The sequence below is a fragment of the Mycobacterium sp. 852002-51152_SCH6134967 genome (genome assembly GCF_001667105.1).
Classification (GTDB): domain Bacteria; phylum Actinomycetota; class Actinomycetes; order Mycobacteriales; family Mycobacteriaceae; genus Mycobacterium; species Mycobacterium neumannii_A.
The window spans coordinates 96757-113130 of sequence record NZ_LZIK01000016.1 but is presented as its reverse complement, the minus strand read 5'-3'; the positions used below and the strand labels follow the sequence as shown (position 1 = coordinate 113130).

Annotated in this window: 17 protein-coding genes; 5 read left to right on the top strand and 12 right to left on the bottom strand. The window is 68.3% G+C overall.

What is annotated here, in order from left to right; genetic code table 11:
- Positions 1–45: 45 nt before the first annotated feature.
- A complete protein-coding gene (locus A5790_RS05155) occupies positions 46–2052 on the top strand; it encodes a YgcG family protein (protein WP_066841705.1) in 2007 nt (668 codons plus the stop codon).
- A 276-nt stretch (positions 2053–2328) separates the two neighbouring features.
- On the opposite strand, the gene A5790_RS05150 is transcribed toward A5790_RS05155, so the two are convergent.
- The gene (locus A5790_RS05150) at positions 2329–3723 is read right to left on the bottom strand and encodes a glycine--tRNA ligase (protein WP_066841704.1); all 1395 of its coding nucleotides are present in this window, start codon (positions 3721–3723) and stop codon (positions 2329–2331) included.
- 155 nt (positions 3724–3878) lie between these two features.
- Here A5790_RS05150 and A5790_RS05145 point away from each other — a divergent pair, with 155 nt between their 5' ends.
- Positions 3879–4253, top strand: coding sequence for a metalloregulator ArsR/SmtB family transcription factor (locus tag A5790_RS05145; protein ID WP_066841703.1), 375 nt, complete (start codon positions 3879–3881; stop codon positions 4251–4253).
- A gap of 10 nt (positions 4254–4263) precedes the next feature.
- Positions 4264–4671: a Fur family transcriptional regulator gene (locus tag A5790_RS05140; RefSeq protein WP_066841812.1), complete on the top strand. Its 408-nt coding sequence runs from the start codon at positions 4264–4266 to the stop codon at positions 4669–4671.
- Here the strand turns inward: A5790_RS05140 and A5790_RS05135 are convergent.
- The 3 genes from A5790_RS05135 to recO are packed head-to-tail and all read right to left on the bottom strand — an operon-like array spanning position 4660 to position 6800.
- A complete protein-coding gene (locus tag A5790_RS05135; protein WP_066841702.1) occupies positions 4660–5085 on the bottom strand; it encodes a hypothetical protein in 426 nt (141 codons plus the stop codon). The genes A5790_RS05140 and A5790_RS05135 overlap by 12 nt on opposite strands.
- 25 nt (positions 5086–5110) lie before the next feature.
- On the bottom strand, positions 5111–6010 hold the full coding sequence (locus A5790_RS05130; RefSeq protein ID WP_066841701.1) for a decaprenyl diphosphate synthase: 900 nt from the start codon (positions 6008–6010) through the stop codon (positions 5111–5113).
- Entirely contained in the window at positions 5940–6800 is an 861-nt protein-coding gene (recO, locus tag A5790_RS05125) for a DNA repair protein RecO (RefSeq protein ID WP_064426169.1), read from the bottom strand. Before recO ends, A5790_RS05130 begins: the two co-directional genes overlap by 71 nt.
- Positions 6801–6863: 63 nt before the next feature.
- On the opposite strand from recO, the gene A5790_RS05120 reads away from it, so the two are divergent.
- Entirely contained in the window at positions 6864–8381 is a 1518-nt protein-coding gene (locus A5790_RS05120; RefSeq protein WP_066841700.1) for an amidase, read from the top strand.
- Positions 8382–8392: 11 nt separating this feature from the next.
- The gene (locus A5790_RS05115; RefSeq protein WP_064398955.1) at positions 8393–8941 is read left to right on the top strand and encodes a CAP domain-containing protein; all 549 of its coding nucleotides are present in this window, start codon (positions 8393–8395) and stop codon (positions 8939–8941) included.
- A 4-nt stretch (positions 8942–8945) separates the two neighbouring features.
- On the opposite strand, the gene era is transcribed toward A5790_RS05115, so the two are convergent.
- The 8 genes from era to hrcA all read right to left on the bottom strand — a co-directional run bounded on the left by era (position 8946) and on the right by hrcA (position 16225).
- Complete coding sequence (gene era / locus A5790_RS05110; protein ID WP_066841699.1) at positions 8946–9860, bottom strand: GTPase Era; 915 nt, start codon at positions 9858–9860, stop codon at positions 8946–8948.
- A complete protein-coding gene (locus A5790_RS05105; RefSeq protein ID WP_066841698.1) occupies positions 9857–10183 on the bottom strand; it encodes a cytidine deaminase in 327 nt (108 codons plus the stop codon). The genes era and A5790_RS05105 overlap by 4 nt, the downstream gene beginning before the upstream one ends.
- Positions 10184–10189: 6 nt before the next feature.
- Positions 10190–11515 carry a hemolysin family protein gene (locus A5790_RS05100; protein ID WP_066841697.1) on the bottom strand — a complete coding sequence of 442 codons (1326 nt, stop codon included), beginning with the start codon at positions 11513–11515 and terminating at the stop codon, positions 10190–10192.
- Positions 11512–12048: an rRNA maturation RNase YbeY gene (gene ybeY / locus A5790_RS05095; protein ID WP_064398947.1), complete on the bottom strand. Its 537-nt coding sequence runs from the start codon at positions 12046–12048 to the stop codon at positions 11512–11514. The genes A5790_RS05100 and ybeY overlap by 4 nt, the downstream gene beginning before the upstream one ends.
- Before the next feature lie 8 nt (positions 12049–12056).
- Positions 12057–13100: a PhoH family protein gene (locus A5790_RS05090; RefSeq protein WP_064419604.1), complete on the bottom strand. Its 1044-nt coding sequence runs from the start codon at positions 13098–13100 to the stop codon at positions 12057–12059.
- 105 nt (positions 13101–13205) lie between these two features.
- Positions 13206–13946, bottom strand: coding sequence for a 16S rRNA (uracil(1498)-N(3))-methyltransferase (locus A5790_RS05085; RefSeq protein ID WP_066841696.1), 741 nt, complete (start codon positions 13944–13946; stop codon positions 13206–13208).
- Positions 13947–14014: 68 nt separating this feature from the next.
- Entirely contained in the window at positions 14015–15160 is a 1146-nt protein-coding gene (gene dnaJ / locus A5790_RS05080) for a molecular chaperone DnaJ (protein ID WP_066841695.1), read from the bottom strand.
- 33 nt (positions 15161–15193) lie between these two features.
- Complete coding sequence (gene hrcA, locus A5790_RS05075; protein WP_064398940.1) at positions 15194–16225, bottom strand: heat-inducible transcriptional repressor HrcA; 1032 nt, start codon at positions 16223–16225, stop codon at positions 15194–15196.
- Positions 16226–16374: the final 149 nt, after the last annotated feature.

Sequence of the window (16374 nt, the reverse complement as noted above, 5' to 3'; positions counted from 1 at the left end):
CCAGCACCAACCGGCTTGACCGTGTTGCGCACTAGATTGGCGGTCATGCGCCTCGTCCGCTTGCTGACCCTCGTGCTCGCCATGCTCACCGCCGGTGCACTCATCGCGCCGACGGCGGCTGCCGAGCCGCCGTTTCGGCTGCCGGGCTACGTCACCGACAACGCGGGCGTCCTCGACGGCGCCGCTCGGGCGGAGGTGACCTCGGCGGTCGATTCGCTCTACAACAGCCGCAGGACCCGGTTGTGGGTCGTCTACGTCGATACCTTCTCCGGTCAACCGGCCGAGACGTGGGCGCGCAACACCATGCGTACGAGCGACCTGGGCACCTACGACGCGCTGTTGGCGGTCGCCACGGTTGACCGTTCGTACGCCTTCCTGGTGCCCGACAGCGCAACGGAGTTGAGCTCGAGCCGGGTGGAAAGCGTGCGGCGCAACGGCATAGAGCCTGCACTACGCAACAGCGATTGGGCAGGTGCGGCGGTCGCGGCGGCCGACGGGCTCGCCCGGTCGGGCAGCTCGGGTTCGACGCTGAGCTGGGTCGGGTTGCTCATCGCCCTCGGAGTGATCGCGCTCGCGGTGGTGGTGCTGATGATCTGGCGCCGACGACGGCAGCGCAAGCGCCGGGAGGCCGAATTCGCCGCTGCGCGCAGAGTCGACCCGAGCGACCCGCAGGCGCTGGCGGCGGTGTCGCTGGACGCGCTCGACGACTTGTCGCGAGCGATGGTGGTCGAGGTCGACAATGCGGTGCGGACCAGCGACCACGAATTGGAGTTGGCGGTCGAGGAGTTCGGCACCTCACGGACCGAGCCGTTCACGCGGGCGGTCAACAACGCGAGAACGACACTCGCCCAGGCATTTAACGTCCGGCAGATCCTCGACGACGCCATCCCCGAAACCCCGGCGCAGCGGCGCGACCTCTTGACCCGGGTGGTGGTCGCGGCGGCCAAGGCCGACCGTGAGCTCGACGCGCAGCGCGACGCGTTCACCGAGCTGCGGAACCTGGTGATCAACGCCCCGTCGAAACTGGACTCGATGACGCAGCGGGTGGTCGACATCACTGCCCGGCTCGAGCCGTCCCGCCGGAAAGTGGCCGAACTGTACGGCGAATTCGACGCGACGGCATTGAGTTCAGTTGCCGGCAACGTCGACGCGGCCAAAGAACTGCTCGACTTCGCTGATGCGAGCATCAGCCGTGGGCGCGACCTTGCCGCCCGCCCGGTGCCGGGCCAGCAGAGTGAGCTCGTCGAATGTGTGCGAGCGGCGGAGTCGGCGTTGGTGCAGGCGCGCGGTCTGCTCGACGCGGTGGACAGCGCCGCCAGTGACATCCGTCGCGCCGCTGCCACGTTGCCCGCGGCGATCGAGGACATCCAGAACGGCATCAAGCAGGCCGGCGCGTTGCTGCAGCAGGGCAACGTGCCGCAGGCCGCGCAGTTGGCCGAGGCGCGTGACGCGGCAGCGGCTGCCGTCGCCGCCGCGCAGCGCTCCAAAGCCGCTGACCCGCTGGGCACTTTCACCGAACTGACGAAGGCCGACGCGGATCTCGATCGGCTGCTGGCCGCCGTCGAGCAGGAGCGGGAGGCCGCTGACCGCCTCAACCGAGCCTTGGACGAGGCGCTGTTCACGGCGCGGTCGCGGGTCCGGTCGGTGTCGGACTTCATCGACACCCGTCGCGGCATCGTCGGTCCCGAGGCCCGGACCCGTTTGGCCGAGGCCGTCCGTCAGATCGGCGCCGCCGAAGAGCGGCGGGCCACCGATCCGGCCGAGGCCATCAAGCACGCCAACGGTGCGGCGATGCTCGCGTCACAGGCGCAGAACCTGGCCAACGCCGACGTTCAGAACGCGCACAGTTCGTACATGGGTCCGTTCGGCGGCGGCGGCCGCGGCGGTGGGGGCAACATGGGCGCGATCATCGGCGGCATCCTCATCGGAAACATCCTCAGCGGAGGAATGCGCGGCGGCTTCGGTGGCTTCGGCGGCGGCGGGTTCAGCCCCGGTTCGTTCGGCGGGTCCGGTGGCGGTGGCGGAATGTTCGGCGGCGGCGGCCGCTTCTAGCCGTTTGCACCTTTCCTTTGCACCTTTCCTTTGCACCTTTCCTTTGCACCGCGAGCGCGCGTGTTTGCTCAGGACACGCCGCTGCTTTTGCGCAGCTCGCGCACGCTCGACGCAGCGCGACGGTGCGAAAACTGTTGCCTTACAACGGTGTGTTGTCGACAGACACGCACGCTCAGCGACGAGTGAGAGTGCGTGCAGTGCTCAATTTTCGCGGCGTGGCGTGGGCAAACACGCACGCTCGCGGCAAGGGAGTGACACGCACGCGCGCGCCGCTAGTCAGCAGCCTTTGAGACGAGCGGCGAGGTAGTCGCTGACGTTGTCGAGCGACACCCGGTCCTGCGTCATCGCGTCGCGCTCGCGGACGGTGACGGCTTGATCCTCGAGTGTGTCGAAGTCGACCGTCACGCAGAACGGGGTGCCGATCTCGTCCTGGCGACGGTAGCGCCGCCCGATCGCGCCCGCGTCGTCGAACTCGACGTTCCAGCACTTACGCAGTTCGGCGGCGAGGTCGCGCGCCTTCGGCGAGAGGGCCTCGTTGCGCGACAGCGGCAGCACCGCGGCTTTGACCGGAGCGAGCCGCGGATCCAGCCGCAAAACTGTGCGCTTGTCGACGCCGCCCTTGGCGTTGGGCGCCTCATCCTCTGCGTAGGCGTCGACGAGGAACGCCATGAACGACCGCGTCAGGCCGGCCGCCGGCTCGATCACATAGGGGACGTAGCGGGTGTCGTTGGCCTGGTCGTAATAGGACAGGTCCGCACCGGAATGCTTTGTGTGCGTTGACAAGTCGAAGTCGGTACGGTTCGCGACACCCTCCAGCTCGCCCCACGGGTTGCCCTGGAATCCGAACTTGTACTCGATGTCGACGGTGCGGTCGGAGTAGTGCGACAGCTTCTCCTTCGGATGCTCGTAGAGCCGGAGATTGTCGCGGTCGATGCCCAGTTCGACGTACCACTGCAACCGCTCGTCGATCCAGTACTGGTGCCACTCGCGTGCGGTCGACGGCTCGACGAAGAACTCCATCTCCATCTGCTCGAACTCGCGGGTCCGGAAGATGAAGTTGCCCGGCGTGATCTCGTTGCGGAAACTCTTACCCGTCTGGGCGATACCGAACGGCGGCTTCTTGCGTTGCGTGGTCACCACATTGGCGAAGTTGACGAAGATGCCCTGCGCGGTCTCCGGCCGCAGATAGTGCAGGCCCTCTTCGCTCTCGATCGGACCGAGGTAGGTCTTGAGCATCATGTTGAAATCCCGCGGTTCGGTCCACTGACCCTTGGTCCCACAGTCCGGGCATGCGATCTCGGTCATCGCCACGGATTCGGGGTCGCTGATCCCCTTCTTCTCCGCGTACGCCTCCTGCAGGTGGTCCTGCCGATGCCGCTTGTGACAGTTGAGGCACTCGACCAACGGATCGTTGAACACGTCGACGTGCCCGGACGCCACCCACACCTCGCGGGGCAAAATGATCGACGAGTCCAGGCCCACGACATCGTCGCGGCTGGTGACCACCGACCGCCACCACTGGCGCTTGATGTTCTCCTTGAGTTCCACGCCGAGCGGGCCGTAGTCCCACGCCGACTTGGTGCCGCCATAGATCTCCCCCGCCTGGTAAACCAGCCCGCGCCGTTTGGCCAGGTTCGCAACGGTGTCGATGATCGAGGAAGAGTGAGCCACGACTGCATAGCCTAGCGACCCGCTCACCACCGCCGAGCGACCGCATTTGCACGGCGACACGCCGCGATTTCGCGGACAGACACGGTCGCTCGCGGCCATTGGGCAGCCGTATCCCAGCGTTGACATGCATAGAAGCGCATGTATTGTTGGCCGTAATGAAAATCGTTTCCACTTTGGCGGACGGAAGCGTCGCCACGGGGGACGCCCACGACCACGGCGGCGCACCGTATCCCGACCTGCCACCGCGTGACGTGCTCGACACCTCCGGCGACCTGTTGCGCGCGTTGGCCGCCCCGGTGCGGATCGCGATCGTGCTGCAATTGCGGGAGTCGGCGCGCTGCGTGCACGAGCTCGTCGATGCGCTGGCGGTGCCCCAGCCGTTGGTCAGCCAGCACCTGCGCATCCTGAAGGCCGCGGGTGTCGTCGCCGGTGAACGGTCCGGGCGCGAGGTGATGTACCGCCTCGTCGATCATCACCTCGCCGACATCGTCGTCGCGGCGGTCACGCACGCGGGCGAGGCGCACGAGTGATCACATGCCGATGAGCATGGGAGTGCGCGCCACGAGGCAACGCGCAGCCATCGCGGACCTGCTCGAGAACGTCGACGAATTCCGTTCGGCACAGGAACTGCACGACGAGCTGCGCCGCCGCGGCGAAGGCATCGGGCTGACTACCGTGTACCGCACCCTGCAACAGATGGCGGCCGCAGGCGTCGTCGACACGCTGCGCACCGACACCGGCGAGTCGGTGTACCGCCGCTGTTCGGAGGACCACCATCACCACCTGGTCTGTCGCGCGTGCGGTTCGACGGTGGAGATCCAGGGCGGCGACGTCGAGACCTGGACCGCCGACATCGCCCGACAGCACGGCTTCTCCGACATCAGCCACACGATCGAAATCTTCGGCGTGTGCGGGCAGTGCACGACGACGAACGGTTCAGCCGACTAGCGCCCGGCGCACCTCGGCGCCGGTCGCGAGCACCATGAGAATCAGCGTGCGCAGCGCGTCATCGGTCAACCCGGCGGCCGGAAAGTTGTAGCGCAGCAGCACATCCGCAGCCTTCTTGGAGTTGCGCTTGGCGCCCGCGGCAATCTCTTTCGGCGCGCTCTTGGAGGCCAGCGACACCGTGCCGAGCAGCGTGTTGTGGGCGTGTTCGGCGACCGCGGCGCGCAGCTTGGCATCCAGCGGCAGATCCCAGGCCAGGATCTGGGTCAGCGACACCAATTCCAGGCCTTCGGCGACCGCCACCGTGCGCAGCGAGGCGAAGGTCTCGTCGTGGTGGACGGTGACCGCCCCGTCGTCCTCTCGCGTCACGGGCACCACGCCCTCGAGGATCTCGCCGAGCCGCTCCTGCATTGCCATCACGCTCTCCCGCTCAGGTACATCATCAGGCTCTGCCGAAGCGACGGTTGCGGTTGACGTACTCCTCGCAGGCGGCCCACAGGTCGCGGCGGTCGTAGTCCGGCCACAACTTGTCCTGGAACACGAACTCGGCGTAGGCGGCCTGCCAGAGCAGGAAGTTGCTGGCGCGCTGCTCCCCCGAGGTCCGGATGAACAGGTCCACGTCGGGGATGTCGGAGCGGTGCAGGTGCTTGGCGAACGTCGCCTCGCTGATGCGGTCCGGCTTGATCCTGCCGTCGGCGGCCAACCGCGCGAGCTCGCGCGTCGCCTCGACGATCTCGGTCCGTCCGCCGTAGTTGACGCAGTAGTTGATCGTGATGACGTCGTTGCCGACGGTCATCTGCTCGGCGATGTCGAACTCCTTGATCACGCTGCGCCACATGCGGGGCCGCGAGCCGACCCAGCGCATCCGCACGCCCATGTCGTTGAGGTTCTCCCGGCGGCGACGCACCACTTCCCGGTTGAAGCCCATCAGGAAGCGCACCTCTTCGGTGCTGCGTTTCCAATTCTCGGTGGAGAACGCATACACCGTCAGGTGTTTGATGCCGATTTCGATTGCCCCGCAGGTGATGTCGATGAGGACGGCCTCACCCATCTTGTGCCCCTCGGTGCGGTGCAGGCCACGCTGGGTGGCCCAGCGCCCGTTGCCATCCATGACGACGGCGACGTGCTTGGGCACCTGATCGGCAGGAATGCGCGGCGCTGCCTCCTTCGACGTGTGCTGGGGCGGGCGCGCGAACCGGCCGTTGGTTCCTGCAGGAATGTCAGGAAAGACGACGGGCCACGTCGACTTGTCCGGGAACGTGGGATAGTCGTCAGGCGCCGGAGGCAGCTGTGGGTAGGTCGGCGGAGCCTTCTTCCTCCGCCCATCCCGTTCGCTCGCCATGTGGCACATCCTGCCCGACCACCGACGCGTGCTGGTCGCCGACACTCCTATCCACCCGGTACACCCGTTCCACCAGCGGCAACGTTCGCAATTGGCGCTCCAGATGCCACTGCAAATGCGCGGCCACCAGCCCGCTGGCCTGGCTGCGGTGCGACGCCGTCGACGTCTCGGCGTACTCCCAGTCCCCGTCGTGCAGCGCGGCCATTAGGTCCAGCACGGCCTGAGGCGGCGTCGCCGATCCGGAGGGTCGGCAGTGCACGCACACGCTGCCCCCGGCCGCCACGTGGAACGCCCGGTGGGGGCCCGGGGCAGCGCAGCGGGCGCATTCGGTCAACGCCGGTGCCCAGCCCGCGATCCCCATGGCGCGCAACAGGTACGCGTCCAACACGAGCTCACGGGGCCGGCCGCCGTCGGCCACCGCCCGCAACGCGGCCACCGTCAGCCGGTGCAGCGCGGGCATCGGCGCGCGTTCCTCACCGGCCAGGCGCTCCGCGGTCTCCAGCACCGCGCAGGCGCAGGTGTAACGGCCGTAGTCGCTGACGATGTCGGAAGCGAACGCGTCGATGGCCTGCACCTGGGTGACGATGTCGAGGTTGCGGCCCGGGTGCAGCTGAACGTCGATGTGCGCGAACGGCTCCAGCCTGGCACCGAATTTGCTGCGGGTGCGCCGAACCCCCTTGGCCACCGCCCGCACCAACCCGTGATCGCGGGTGAGAAGAGTCACGATGCGGTCGGCCTCGCCGAGCTTGTGCTGGCGCAGCACCACCGCCCGGTCTCGATACAGCCGCATCGGTTCAGTCTCCCACTGCGGTCCGTCAGATTCCGATCCGCACCGCCGATAAGCTTCTACTCGATGGTCAAAAACGCGCGATTCCCCACCCTCACTCAACAGCTCTTCCAGCTAGCGAGCGGCTCCATGACGTCGGTGGAACTGGTTCAGCGCTCCCTCGACGCCATCGCGGCCAGCCAACCGACGCTCAACGCGTTCCGCGTGGTGTTCACCGAGCAGGCCCTCATCGACGCCGCCCGCGCGGACCGCAAACGCGCCGCAGGCCAGGATCTTTCGAAGTATCCCCTGCTGGGCATCCCGATCGCGGTCAAGGACGACGTCGACGTCGCGGGCCATCCGACCCGGTTCGGCGCCGACGGCAACGTCCGCCCCGCCACCGGGGACGCCGAGGTGGTGCGGCGGTTGAAGGCGGCGGGGGCGGTCATCGTCGGCAAGACCAACACCTGCGAACTCGGTCAGTGGCCGTTCACCAGTGGACCCGCCTTCGGCCACACCCGCAATCCGTGGTCACGCGATCACACACCCGGCGGTTCGTCCGGCGGCAGCGCCGCCGCGGTGGCAGCCGGGCTGGTGACCGCCGCGATCGGCTCCGACGGGGCGGGCAGCGTGCGCATCCCCGCCGCATGGACACATCTGGTCGGCATCAAACCGCAGCGCGGCCGAATCTCGACATGGCCGCTGCCCGAGGCCTTCAACGGGATCACGGTCAACGGCGTGCTGGCACGCACCGTCGCCGATGCGGCGCTGGTGCTCGACGCCGCGTCCGGCAACGTCGCAGGCGATCGCCATCAGCCCCCAGCGGTCAAGGTTTCGGACTACGTGGCGCAGGCGCCCGGTCCCCTGCGGGTCGCGATGTCGACGAAGTTCCCGTTCACGGTGTTCCGCGCCAAGCTGCACCCGGAAATCCAGGCGGCGATGGCCGTCGTCGCCGCTCAGCTCGAAGACCTCGGGCACAGCGTGTTCGGCGCCGATCCGGACTACAGCCTCGAGATGTCGTGGAACTTCCTGTCCCGGTCGACGTCGGGGCTGCTGGAGTGGGCCGATCGGCTCGGCCACGGCGTCACGCTCGACAAGCGGACCAAGGCCAACCTGCGCACCGGCCGGTTGCTGTCGGAGCACGTGCTGCGCAAGGCCCGCGCCCGCGAGGCCCGCGCGCATCGCCGCATCGGATACATCTTCAACATCGCCGATGTGGTGCTGGCCCCCACAACCGCGCAGCCGCCGCTCAAGGTGCACGAGTTCGACGAGCTCGGCGGGCTGGCCACCGACCGCACGATGATCAAGGCGTGCCCGGTGACCTGGCCGTGGAATCTGCTGGGCTGGCCGTCGATCAACGTGCCGGCCGGGTTCACCTCCGAAGGCCTGCCGATCGGCGTTCAGCTGATGGGCCCGGCCAACAGCGAGCCGTTGCTGATCTCGCTGGCCGCGGAGTTGGAGGCGATCAACGGCTGGACGGTACGCCAGCCCGAGCCATGGTGGTTTCCCGCACCCGCCCCCGACCCCGAACCCGCGGCATCCGACAAGCCGGTAGCGGCCTCCGACCGGCGCGAACCCGAGGACGTCTCCGACGAGGTCGCGTAGAGTCTCCCGGCATGAGAGCGCTGGGTTATGCGTGCGCGTTACCGGTTCTCGGGCTGGTGGGCGGCTTGGTGACCGGGGTTCCGACCGCGGCCGCTGACAACAAGCGGTTCAACGACGGTGTGGTGGCCAACGTCTACACCATCCAGAAGCAGGCCGGCTGCGACACCGACATCAAGATCAACCCGAAGCTGCGCCTGGCCGCCGAATGGCACACCAACGACGTGCTTAACAACCGCGCGCTGGGCGGCGACATCGGCTCGGACGGCAGCACGGTCGCCGACCGTGCGCGCAACGCCGGCTACGCGGGCCCGGTGACGGAGACGGTGGCCATCAACCCCGCGCTGGCGATGAGCGGCATCGAGTTGCTCAACCAGTGGTATCACCGGCCGGACTACAAAGCCATCATGGCCGACTGTTCGAACGTCGACATCGGCGTGTGGTCGGCCAACGCGCTCGATCGCACGGTGGTGGTGGCGGTCTACGGCAAGGGCGACGGCGCCCCACCGGCACACGGCCCGGGACGGCCGTTCGGGGAGCCCGGCTCGGGCGCCCAGAGCTGACGCGCTAGAAGCCCAGGCGGCCCAGTTGTTTCGGGTCGCGTTGCCAGTTCTTGGCGATCTTGACCCTCAGGTCGAGGTAGACCTTGGTGCCCAGCAGCTTTTCGATCTGCTGGCGCGCGGCGGTGCCGACCTCGCGCAGCCTGGCGCCGCCCTTGCCGATGACGATGCCCTTCTGGCTCTCGCGTTCGACGAACAGGATGGCGTGGACGTCGATCAGCTCGCCCTGCTCGGGTGTGCGGCCCTCGCGCGGGGTGACCTCATCGATGACGACGGCCAGCGAGTGCGGTAGTTCGTCGCGGACACCTTCGAGCGCGGCCTCGCGGATCAGCTCGGCCATCAGGGTCTCCTCCGGCTCGTCGGTGAGCTCGCCGTCGGGGTAGAAAGCCGGTCCCGGCGGCAGGTCGGAGGCGAGCACGTCGACGAGCACGTCGAGGTTGTCCCCCGCGGTCGCCGACACCGGAACGATCTCCGCGTCGGGTCCGACCAGCTCGCTGACCGCCACCAGTTGCGCCGCGATGCGGTCCTTGGGCACCTTGTCGATTTTGGTGACGATCGCGACCAGTGTGGTCTTGGGTGCGACCGCTCGGATCTGGTCGTGGATCCAGCGGTCGCCGGGACCGATCCTCTCGTCGGCGGGGATGCACCATCCGATGACGTCGACCTCGGAGTAGGTGTCCTTGACCAGGTCATTGAGCCGCTGCCCGAGCAGCGTGCGCGGGCGATGCAGCCCCGGGGTATCGACGAGCACGATCTGAAAGTTCTCGCGGTGCACGATTCCGCGAATGGTGTGCCGGGTGGTCTGCGGGCGGTTCGACGTGATCGCTACCTTGGCCCCGACCAGCGCGTTGGTCAGCGTCGACTTTCCGGTGTTGGGCCGGCCGACGAAACAGACGAAGCCCGAACGGAATTCGTCGCTCATAGGTTTCGCACCGGGCGCCCGGATCGGTCTGTGACGATCACCGTCGCGTCTGCGGACAGCTCGTGCACCGCGGCCACGCCCGCGTCGTCGGCCGGGCCGCCGAGCACCACTGCGGCCTCCAGCCCGGTCGCGCCGCTCGACACCGCTGCGGCCACGGCGGCCTGTAATGCGGTCAGCTCCAACGCCGTCAGCGCCACCGGAGCCGCCGCGTAGGTGCGGCCGTCACGGTCGCGGACAGCGGCGCCGCTGCCGGCCTCCGCCCGCGCCATCGCCCCGCGCGCCAGCGTCACGAGCTTGGCGTCCTCACTGTCCAGGTCGGTCATCGTGCCTCACCGCTCTTCGCGCAAGCGCTCATCGTCATCACCGCCGTGGTCTTCTCTTTGCGGAGTCTCGGTGCGGCTGACCAGAACCGTGCCGATGCGCACCCGCCCGCGGGGGTCCGGCCCGCCTTCGGCCTGCAGCCGCAGCCCGTCCCACGTCACCTCGGCGCCCGGAAGCGGGACGCGGCCGAGTTCCAGCGCGACAAGACCGCCGACGGTGTCGACATCGAGGTCGTCGTCGAACTCGATGTCGTAGAGCTCGCCGAGGTCCTCGATCGGCAATCGGGCCGAGACGCGATAACGGTTGTCGCCCAAGTCTTCTACGGGCACCACTTCGCCGGCGTCGTACTCGTCGACGATCTCGCCGACGATCTCCTCGAGGACGTCCTCGATGGTGACCAGGCCGGCGATCGCGCCGTACTCGTCAACCAGCAGAACCATGTGGACGCGGTCGCGCTGCATCTCGCGCAGCAACTCGTCGAGCGGCTTGGAATCCGGTACGAACACCGTGGGCCGCATGACGTCGGAGACCTTGGTGCCGCGACCGCCGTCGGTTGAGTAGTACGTCCGCTGCACGAGGTCTTTGAGGTAGACGACACCGACGATGTCGTCGACGTTCTCCCCGATCACCGGGATCCTGGAGTGGCCGCTGCGCACCGCAAGCGAGGTCGCCTGCCCTGCGGTCTTGTCGCTTTCGATCCACACCATCTCGGTGCGCGGCACCATCACCTCGCGTGCCGGGGTGTCACCGAGTTCGAACACCGACTGGATCATGCGCCGCTCGTCGTCGGCCACCACACCGCGCTGCTGCGCCAGGTCGACCACCTCGCGCAGTTCGATCTCGGAGGCGAACGGACCGTTGCGGAAACCTCGGCCCGGCGTCAGCGCATTACCGAGCAGCACCAGCAACCGGCTGATCGGTGTCAGCAGCACCGAAAGCGCTTGCAGCGGAAGGGCCGCGAGCAAGGCGATCGTGTAGGCGTGTTGTCTGCCGAGCGTGCGCGGGCCGACGCCGATCACGACGAAGCTGACCACCACCATGATCGCGGCGGCGACGAACAACCCCCAGGTGACGCCGAGATGCCCGTCGAGATAGGCGGCCAACAGCACCGTCGGCCCGACCTCGCAGGCGATGCGCAGCAGGACGATCAGGTTGATGTAGCGGGGCCGTTCGGCCATCACCCTGGCCAGCCGCACCGCTCCCGGTCGCTCGTCGCGGACGAGTTCCTCGACGCGCGCCATCGAGACCGTGCTCAGCGCCGCGTCGATCGCCGCGAACAACCCGCCGAAGAAGACGAGGACGATCGCGAAGATCAACTGTCCGACGCCGGTCACAGTTCGTCGAAGTATCGGGAGTTGTCGAGAAGCCTGCGTTCCTTCTCCGACTGGCGGTCGTGGTGGTAGGCCTCGACCTGGTCGGCGACCCACTCCTCGAGCAGTTGACGCTGCAGTGTGAACATCTCTTTTTCCTCGGCGGGCTCGGCGTGGTCGTAGCCCAGCAGGTGCAAAACCCCGTGCACGGTGAGCAACGCGAGCTCCTGGCCCAGCGAATGCCCGGCCGCAGCGGCCTGATCTGCGGCGAACTGCGGGCACAGCGCGATGTCACCCAACATGGCCGGGCCGGGCTCGGGTGCATCGGGCCGTCCGCCCGGCTCCAGTTCGTCCATCGGGAAGCTCATGACGTCGGTGGGGCCCGGCAGATCCATCCACCGCATGTGCAGATCGGCCATCGCCGCGGTGTCGAGCAGCACCATCGACAGTTCGGCCGCGGGGTTGACCTTCATCTTGCGGATGACGAAGCGGGCGACGCTGATCAGTTCCTCTTCGGAGACGTCGATGCCCGACTCGTTGGACACCTCGATGCTCATATCGGCCGCTACCGTCGGGCTCGGCCGCCGGAGGCGCGGCGCTGGGCCCGGTTCAGCTGCGTGGGCTCGTCGTGTCGCGCGTACGCGTCGACGATCTCCGAGACCAGCCGGTGCCGCACGACGTCGGCGCTGGTGAGCTCGGCGAAGTGGATGTCGTCGATGCCGTCGAGGATCCGCATCGCCGCGTGCAGGCCCGAAGCGGCCCCGCCGGGCAGGTCGACCTGCGTGATATCGCCCGTCACAACGATTTTCGAGTTGAAGCCCAGCCGGGTCAAAAACATCTTCATCTGCTCGGCGGTGGTGTTCTGCGCCTCGTCGAGGATGATGAAGGCATCGCTAATCGTGCGGCCCCTCATGTACGCCAGCGGCGCGACCTCGATCACCCCGGCGCTCATCAACTTCGGGATCAGCTCGGGGTCCATCATGTCGTGCAGCGCGTCGTAGAGCGGGCGCAGATACGGGTCGATCTTCTCGCTCAGCGTGCCGGGCAGGAAGCCGAGCCGCTCACCGGCCTCGACGGCCGGCCGGGTGAGGATGATCCTCGACACCTGCTTGGACTGTAAAGCGTTGACGGCCTTGGCCATCGCCAGATACGTCTTGCCGGTGCCCGCGGGACCGATGCCGAACACGATGGTGTGCGCGTCGATGGCGTCGACGTAGCGCTTCTGGTTCAGCGTCTTGGGCCGGATGGTCTTACCGCGCCGCGACAGGATGTCGAGGGTGAGCACCTCGGCGGGCGACTCGTTGCCGGTGCCGGTGAGCATCCCGACGCTGTGCCGCACGACGTCGGGGTTCAGCGCCTGGCCGTTGGACACGATCGCGATCAGCTCGGAGATCACCCGTTCGGCGAGCGCGACGTCGGCGGGTTCACCGGACAGGGTCAGCGCGTTGCCGCGCACATGGATGTCGGCCGCCAGGATGCGCTCGAGCGCGCGCAGATTCTCGTCGGCGGAACCCAATAGGCCCACGACGAGGTCGGGCGGAATGTTGATGCTGCTGCGTACCGACTCAGAAGACTGATCAGAGTCAGCGGTCGTCTCGCGGGGCGTCAAGAGGGTTCAGTGCCTGCTTTCTGGTTCTGGCCTGGCCGTTGCTGATGTCTGTTCACAGTTTACCGCTGGTCAGCGACACGACCCAATGGATAAGGCGCCCGCCCATCACGACCACCGATCGGTCAGCACGCCCAGCGCCCCCAGCGCGACCGCCGCGGCGGTGGAGGTCCGCAGCACCGTGGGCCCCAGCCGCACGGCCGTCGCACCTGCATCACACAGCGCGGCCAGCTCGTCGTCGGCGATGCCGCCTTCCGGTCCCACGACCACGACCACCGCATCGGCCGCGGTGACCGGCACATCGGCGAGTCGCTGGGTCGCCGATTCGTGCAGCGCGAGCACGACGGCGTCCCGGTCTCCGAGTCGGTCGACCAACTGGGTCGTCGAGACCGGGCCGCTGACCTCGGGGATGCGGGCCCGCCGCGACTGTCGGGCCGCCGAGCGGGCCACCGCACTCCAGCGGCGCAGACCTTTTTCGGCCTTGGCCCCCGAGTCCCACCGGGCCACGCATCGGGCGGCCTGCCAGGCCACGAACGCGTCCGCGCCCGCCTCGGTGGCCAATTCGATCGCCAACTCCGAGCGATCCGACTTGGGCAGCGCCTGCACGACGGTCACGGTCGGTGACGGGGGCGGCACGAAGCGCCGGTCCAGCACCCGCGCCGTCAGCCTGCCCTTCGCCACCTCGTCGACCTCGCAGTGCGCCAGCTCTCCGACGCCGTCGCTGAGCTGCAGGCGCTCACCGGGCCGGATGCGGCGCACATTGGCGGCGTGGAAGCCCTCGTCGCCCTCGACGACCGCGAGCTCACCGACCCCAGGCAGGGCGTCGACGTAGAACAGCGCCGCGGACATCGGCGTTACCGAGGCGTCCGGGTCGAAATCTGTGGCCGGGTCGTCATCCGAGCGGGATCACGACCACGTCAGCGGCCGCTGAACGTCTCACGCAGCCGGTTGAACAGCCCGCCGCCGCTTGCGGCCGTCGGCTGTGCCGAGCGCACCTCGGCGACGTCGCGGGCGCGCTTGGCCTTGAGCTTGCGCAGCAGTTCGGCGTCCTCGTTGTCCAGCCGCGACGGCACCACGACATCGATGTGGGCGTGCAGGTCACCGCGTACCCCGGAGCGCAGATGCGGCATGCCGTGACCGCGCAGCGTGACGATGGCGCCGGGCTGTGTGCCGGAGGGGATCGCGATCTCGGTCGGCCCGTCGAGGATCGCGTCGACAGTGACGGAGGTGCCCAGCGCCGCGTCGACCATCGGCACCGAGACGGTGCAGTGCAGATCGTCGCCGTCGCGCAGGAAGGTGGCGTGCGGCTGCTCGTGCACCTCGACGTACAGGTCGCCGGCGGGTCCCCCGCCCGGTCCGACCTCGCCCTGTGCCGCCAACCGCACCCGCATGCCGTCGCCGACGCCTGCCGGGATCTTCACGCTGATCTCCCGGCGGGCGCGCACGCGGCCGTCGCCGCCGCAACGATGGCAGGGATCGGGGATGACCTCGCCGACCCCGCCGCACACCGGGCAGGGCCGCGACGTCATGACCTGGCCCAGCAGGGAGCGCTGCACCGTCTGGATCTCGCCGCGACCGCCGCAGGTATCGCAGGCCATCGGCGCGGAGTTGCCGTGTGTGCCCTTGCCGTGGCACAGGTCGCACAGCACCGCGGTGTCGACAGTGACCTGCTTGGTCACGCCGGTCGCACACTCCGACAGGTCCAACCGCATCCGCAGCAACGAATCCGACCCGGGCCGCACCCGGCCGATCGGCCCGCGGGTGGTCGCGCCGCCGCCGAAGAACGCCTCGAACACGTCGCCCAGGCCCCCGAAGCCACCGGAGAAACCGGCTCCGTTCGCCGCCGACTCCAGCGGATCGCCGCCGAGATCGACAATGCGGCGCTTCTCCGGATCGCTGAGCACCTCGTAGGCGGCGCTGATGTCCTTGAACCGGGCCTGAGCGGCCTCGTCCGGATTGACGTCGGGATGCAGTTCGCGCGCCAACCTGCGATAGGCGCGCTTGATCTCCGCATCCGATGCGCCCTTGCTCACGCCGAGCAGCCCGTAATAGTCGCGTGCCACGCTGACTTGCCTGACCTTCCACCTGTGCCGGGTCTACCGGCTGCCTAAGACTTCCCCGATATAGAGAGCAACCGCAGCGACATTAGCGATAGTTCCCGGATAGTCCATTCGGGTGGGCCCTAACACACCCATGCCGCCGTACACCTTGCCCGAACTGCCGTACGCGGTCGTCACCACCGACGTACCGGCCATCTCCTCGGCCTCGGTTTCGTGGCCGATGCGCACGGTCACCTTGCCCGCCTCCTGCTGCGCCGCCAGCAGCCGCAGCACCACCACCTGCTCCTCGAGCGCCTCGAGCACCGATCGCAGGGAGCCGCCGAAGTCGGCGGTGTTGCGGGTGAGGTTGGCGGTGCCGCCCAGCAGCAGCCGCTCCTCGCGGTGCTCGACGAGCGTCTCGACCAGCACGGTGGCCGACCTGCCGACCGCGTCGGCGAGCCCGCCGTGCCCGTGCAGCTGGGAGGCCAGGTCTGCGACGGCCACCGATGCGGCCGCCAGCGGTTTGCCCTCCAGGGCCTGACCGAGCAGGTCACGCAGCTTGCTCACGTCGTGCTCATCGAGCGTGTCGCCCAGCTCGACCATGCGCTGGTCCACCCGGCCGGTGTCGGTGATCACCACCAGCAGCAGCTTGGCCGGGGTGAGCGCGACCACTTCGAGGTGGCGGACCGTGGAGGTGGACAGCGTCGGGTACTGCACGATCGCGACCTGGCGCGTCAGCTGCGCGAGCAGGCGCACGGCGCGGCGCAACACATCGTCGAGATCGACGCCGGATTCGAGGAACGACAGGATCGCGCGGCGCTCCGACGACGACAGCGGTTTGATGTCGTCGATCCTGTCGACGAACTCGCGGTAGCCCTTCTCGGTGGGCACGCGCCCGGAGCTGGTGTGGGGCTGGGCGATGTAGCCCTCGGCCTCCAGCACCGCCATGTCGTTGCGCACGGTCGCACTGGACACCCCGAGGTTGTGCCGCTCGACGAGCGTCTTCGACCCGATCGGCTCCTTGGTGGCCACGAAGTCGGCGACGATCGCGCGCAGCACCTCGAACCGGCGGTCGTCGGCGCTACCCATGTTGCTCACCTACCCCTCGAATCGCGTTGTCACCCATTTTAGGGGCACCAACAGCGCCGATAGCGCGTGCGCGGCTCTTCGACACGTGCAACAGGCGCGATCGCGGTGCATTAGCCTTGCTTCTTGTTGTCACAGTCCGGGGAGGACTC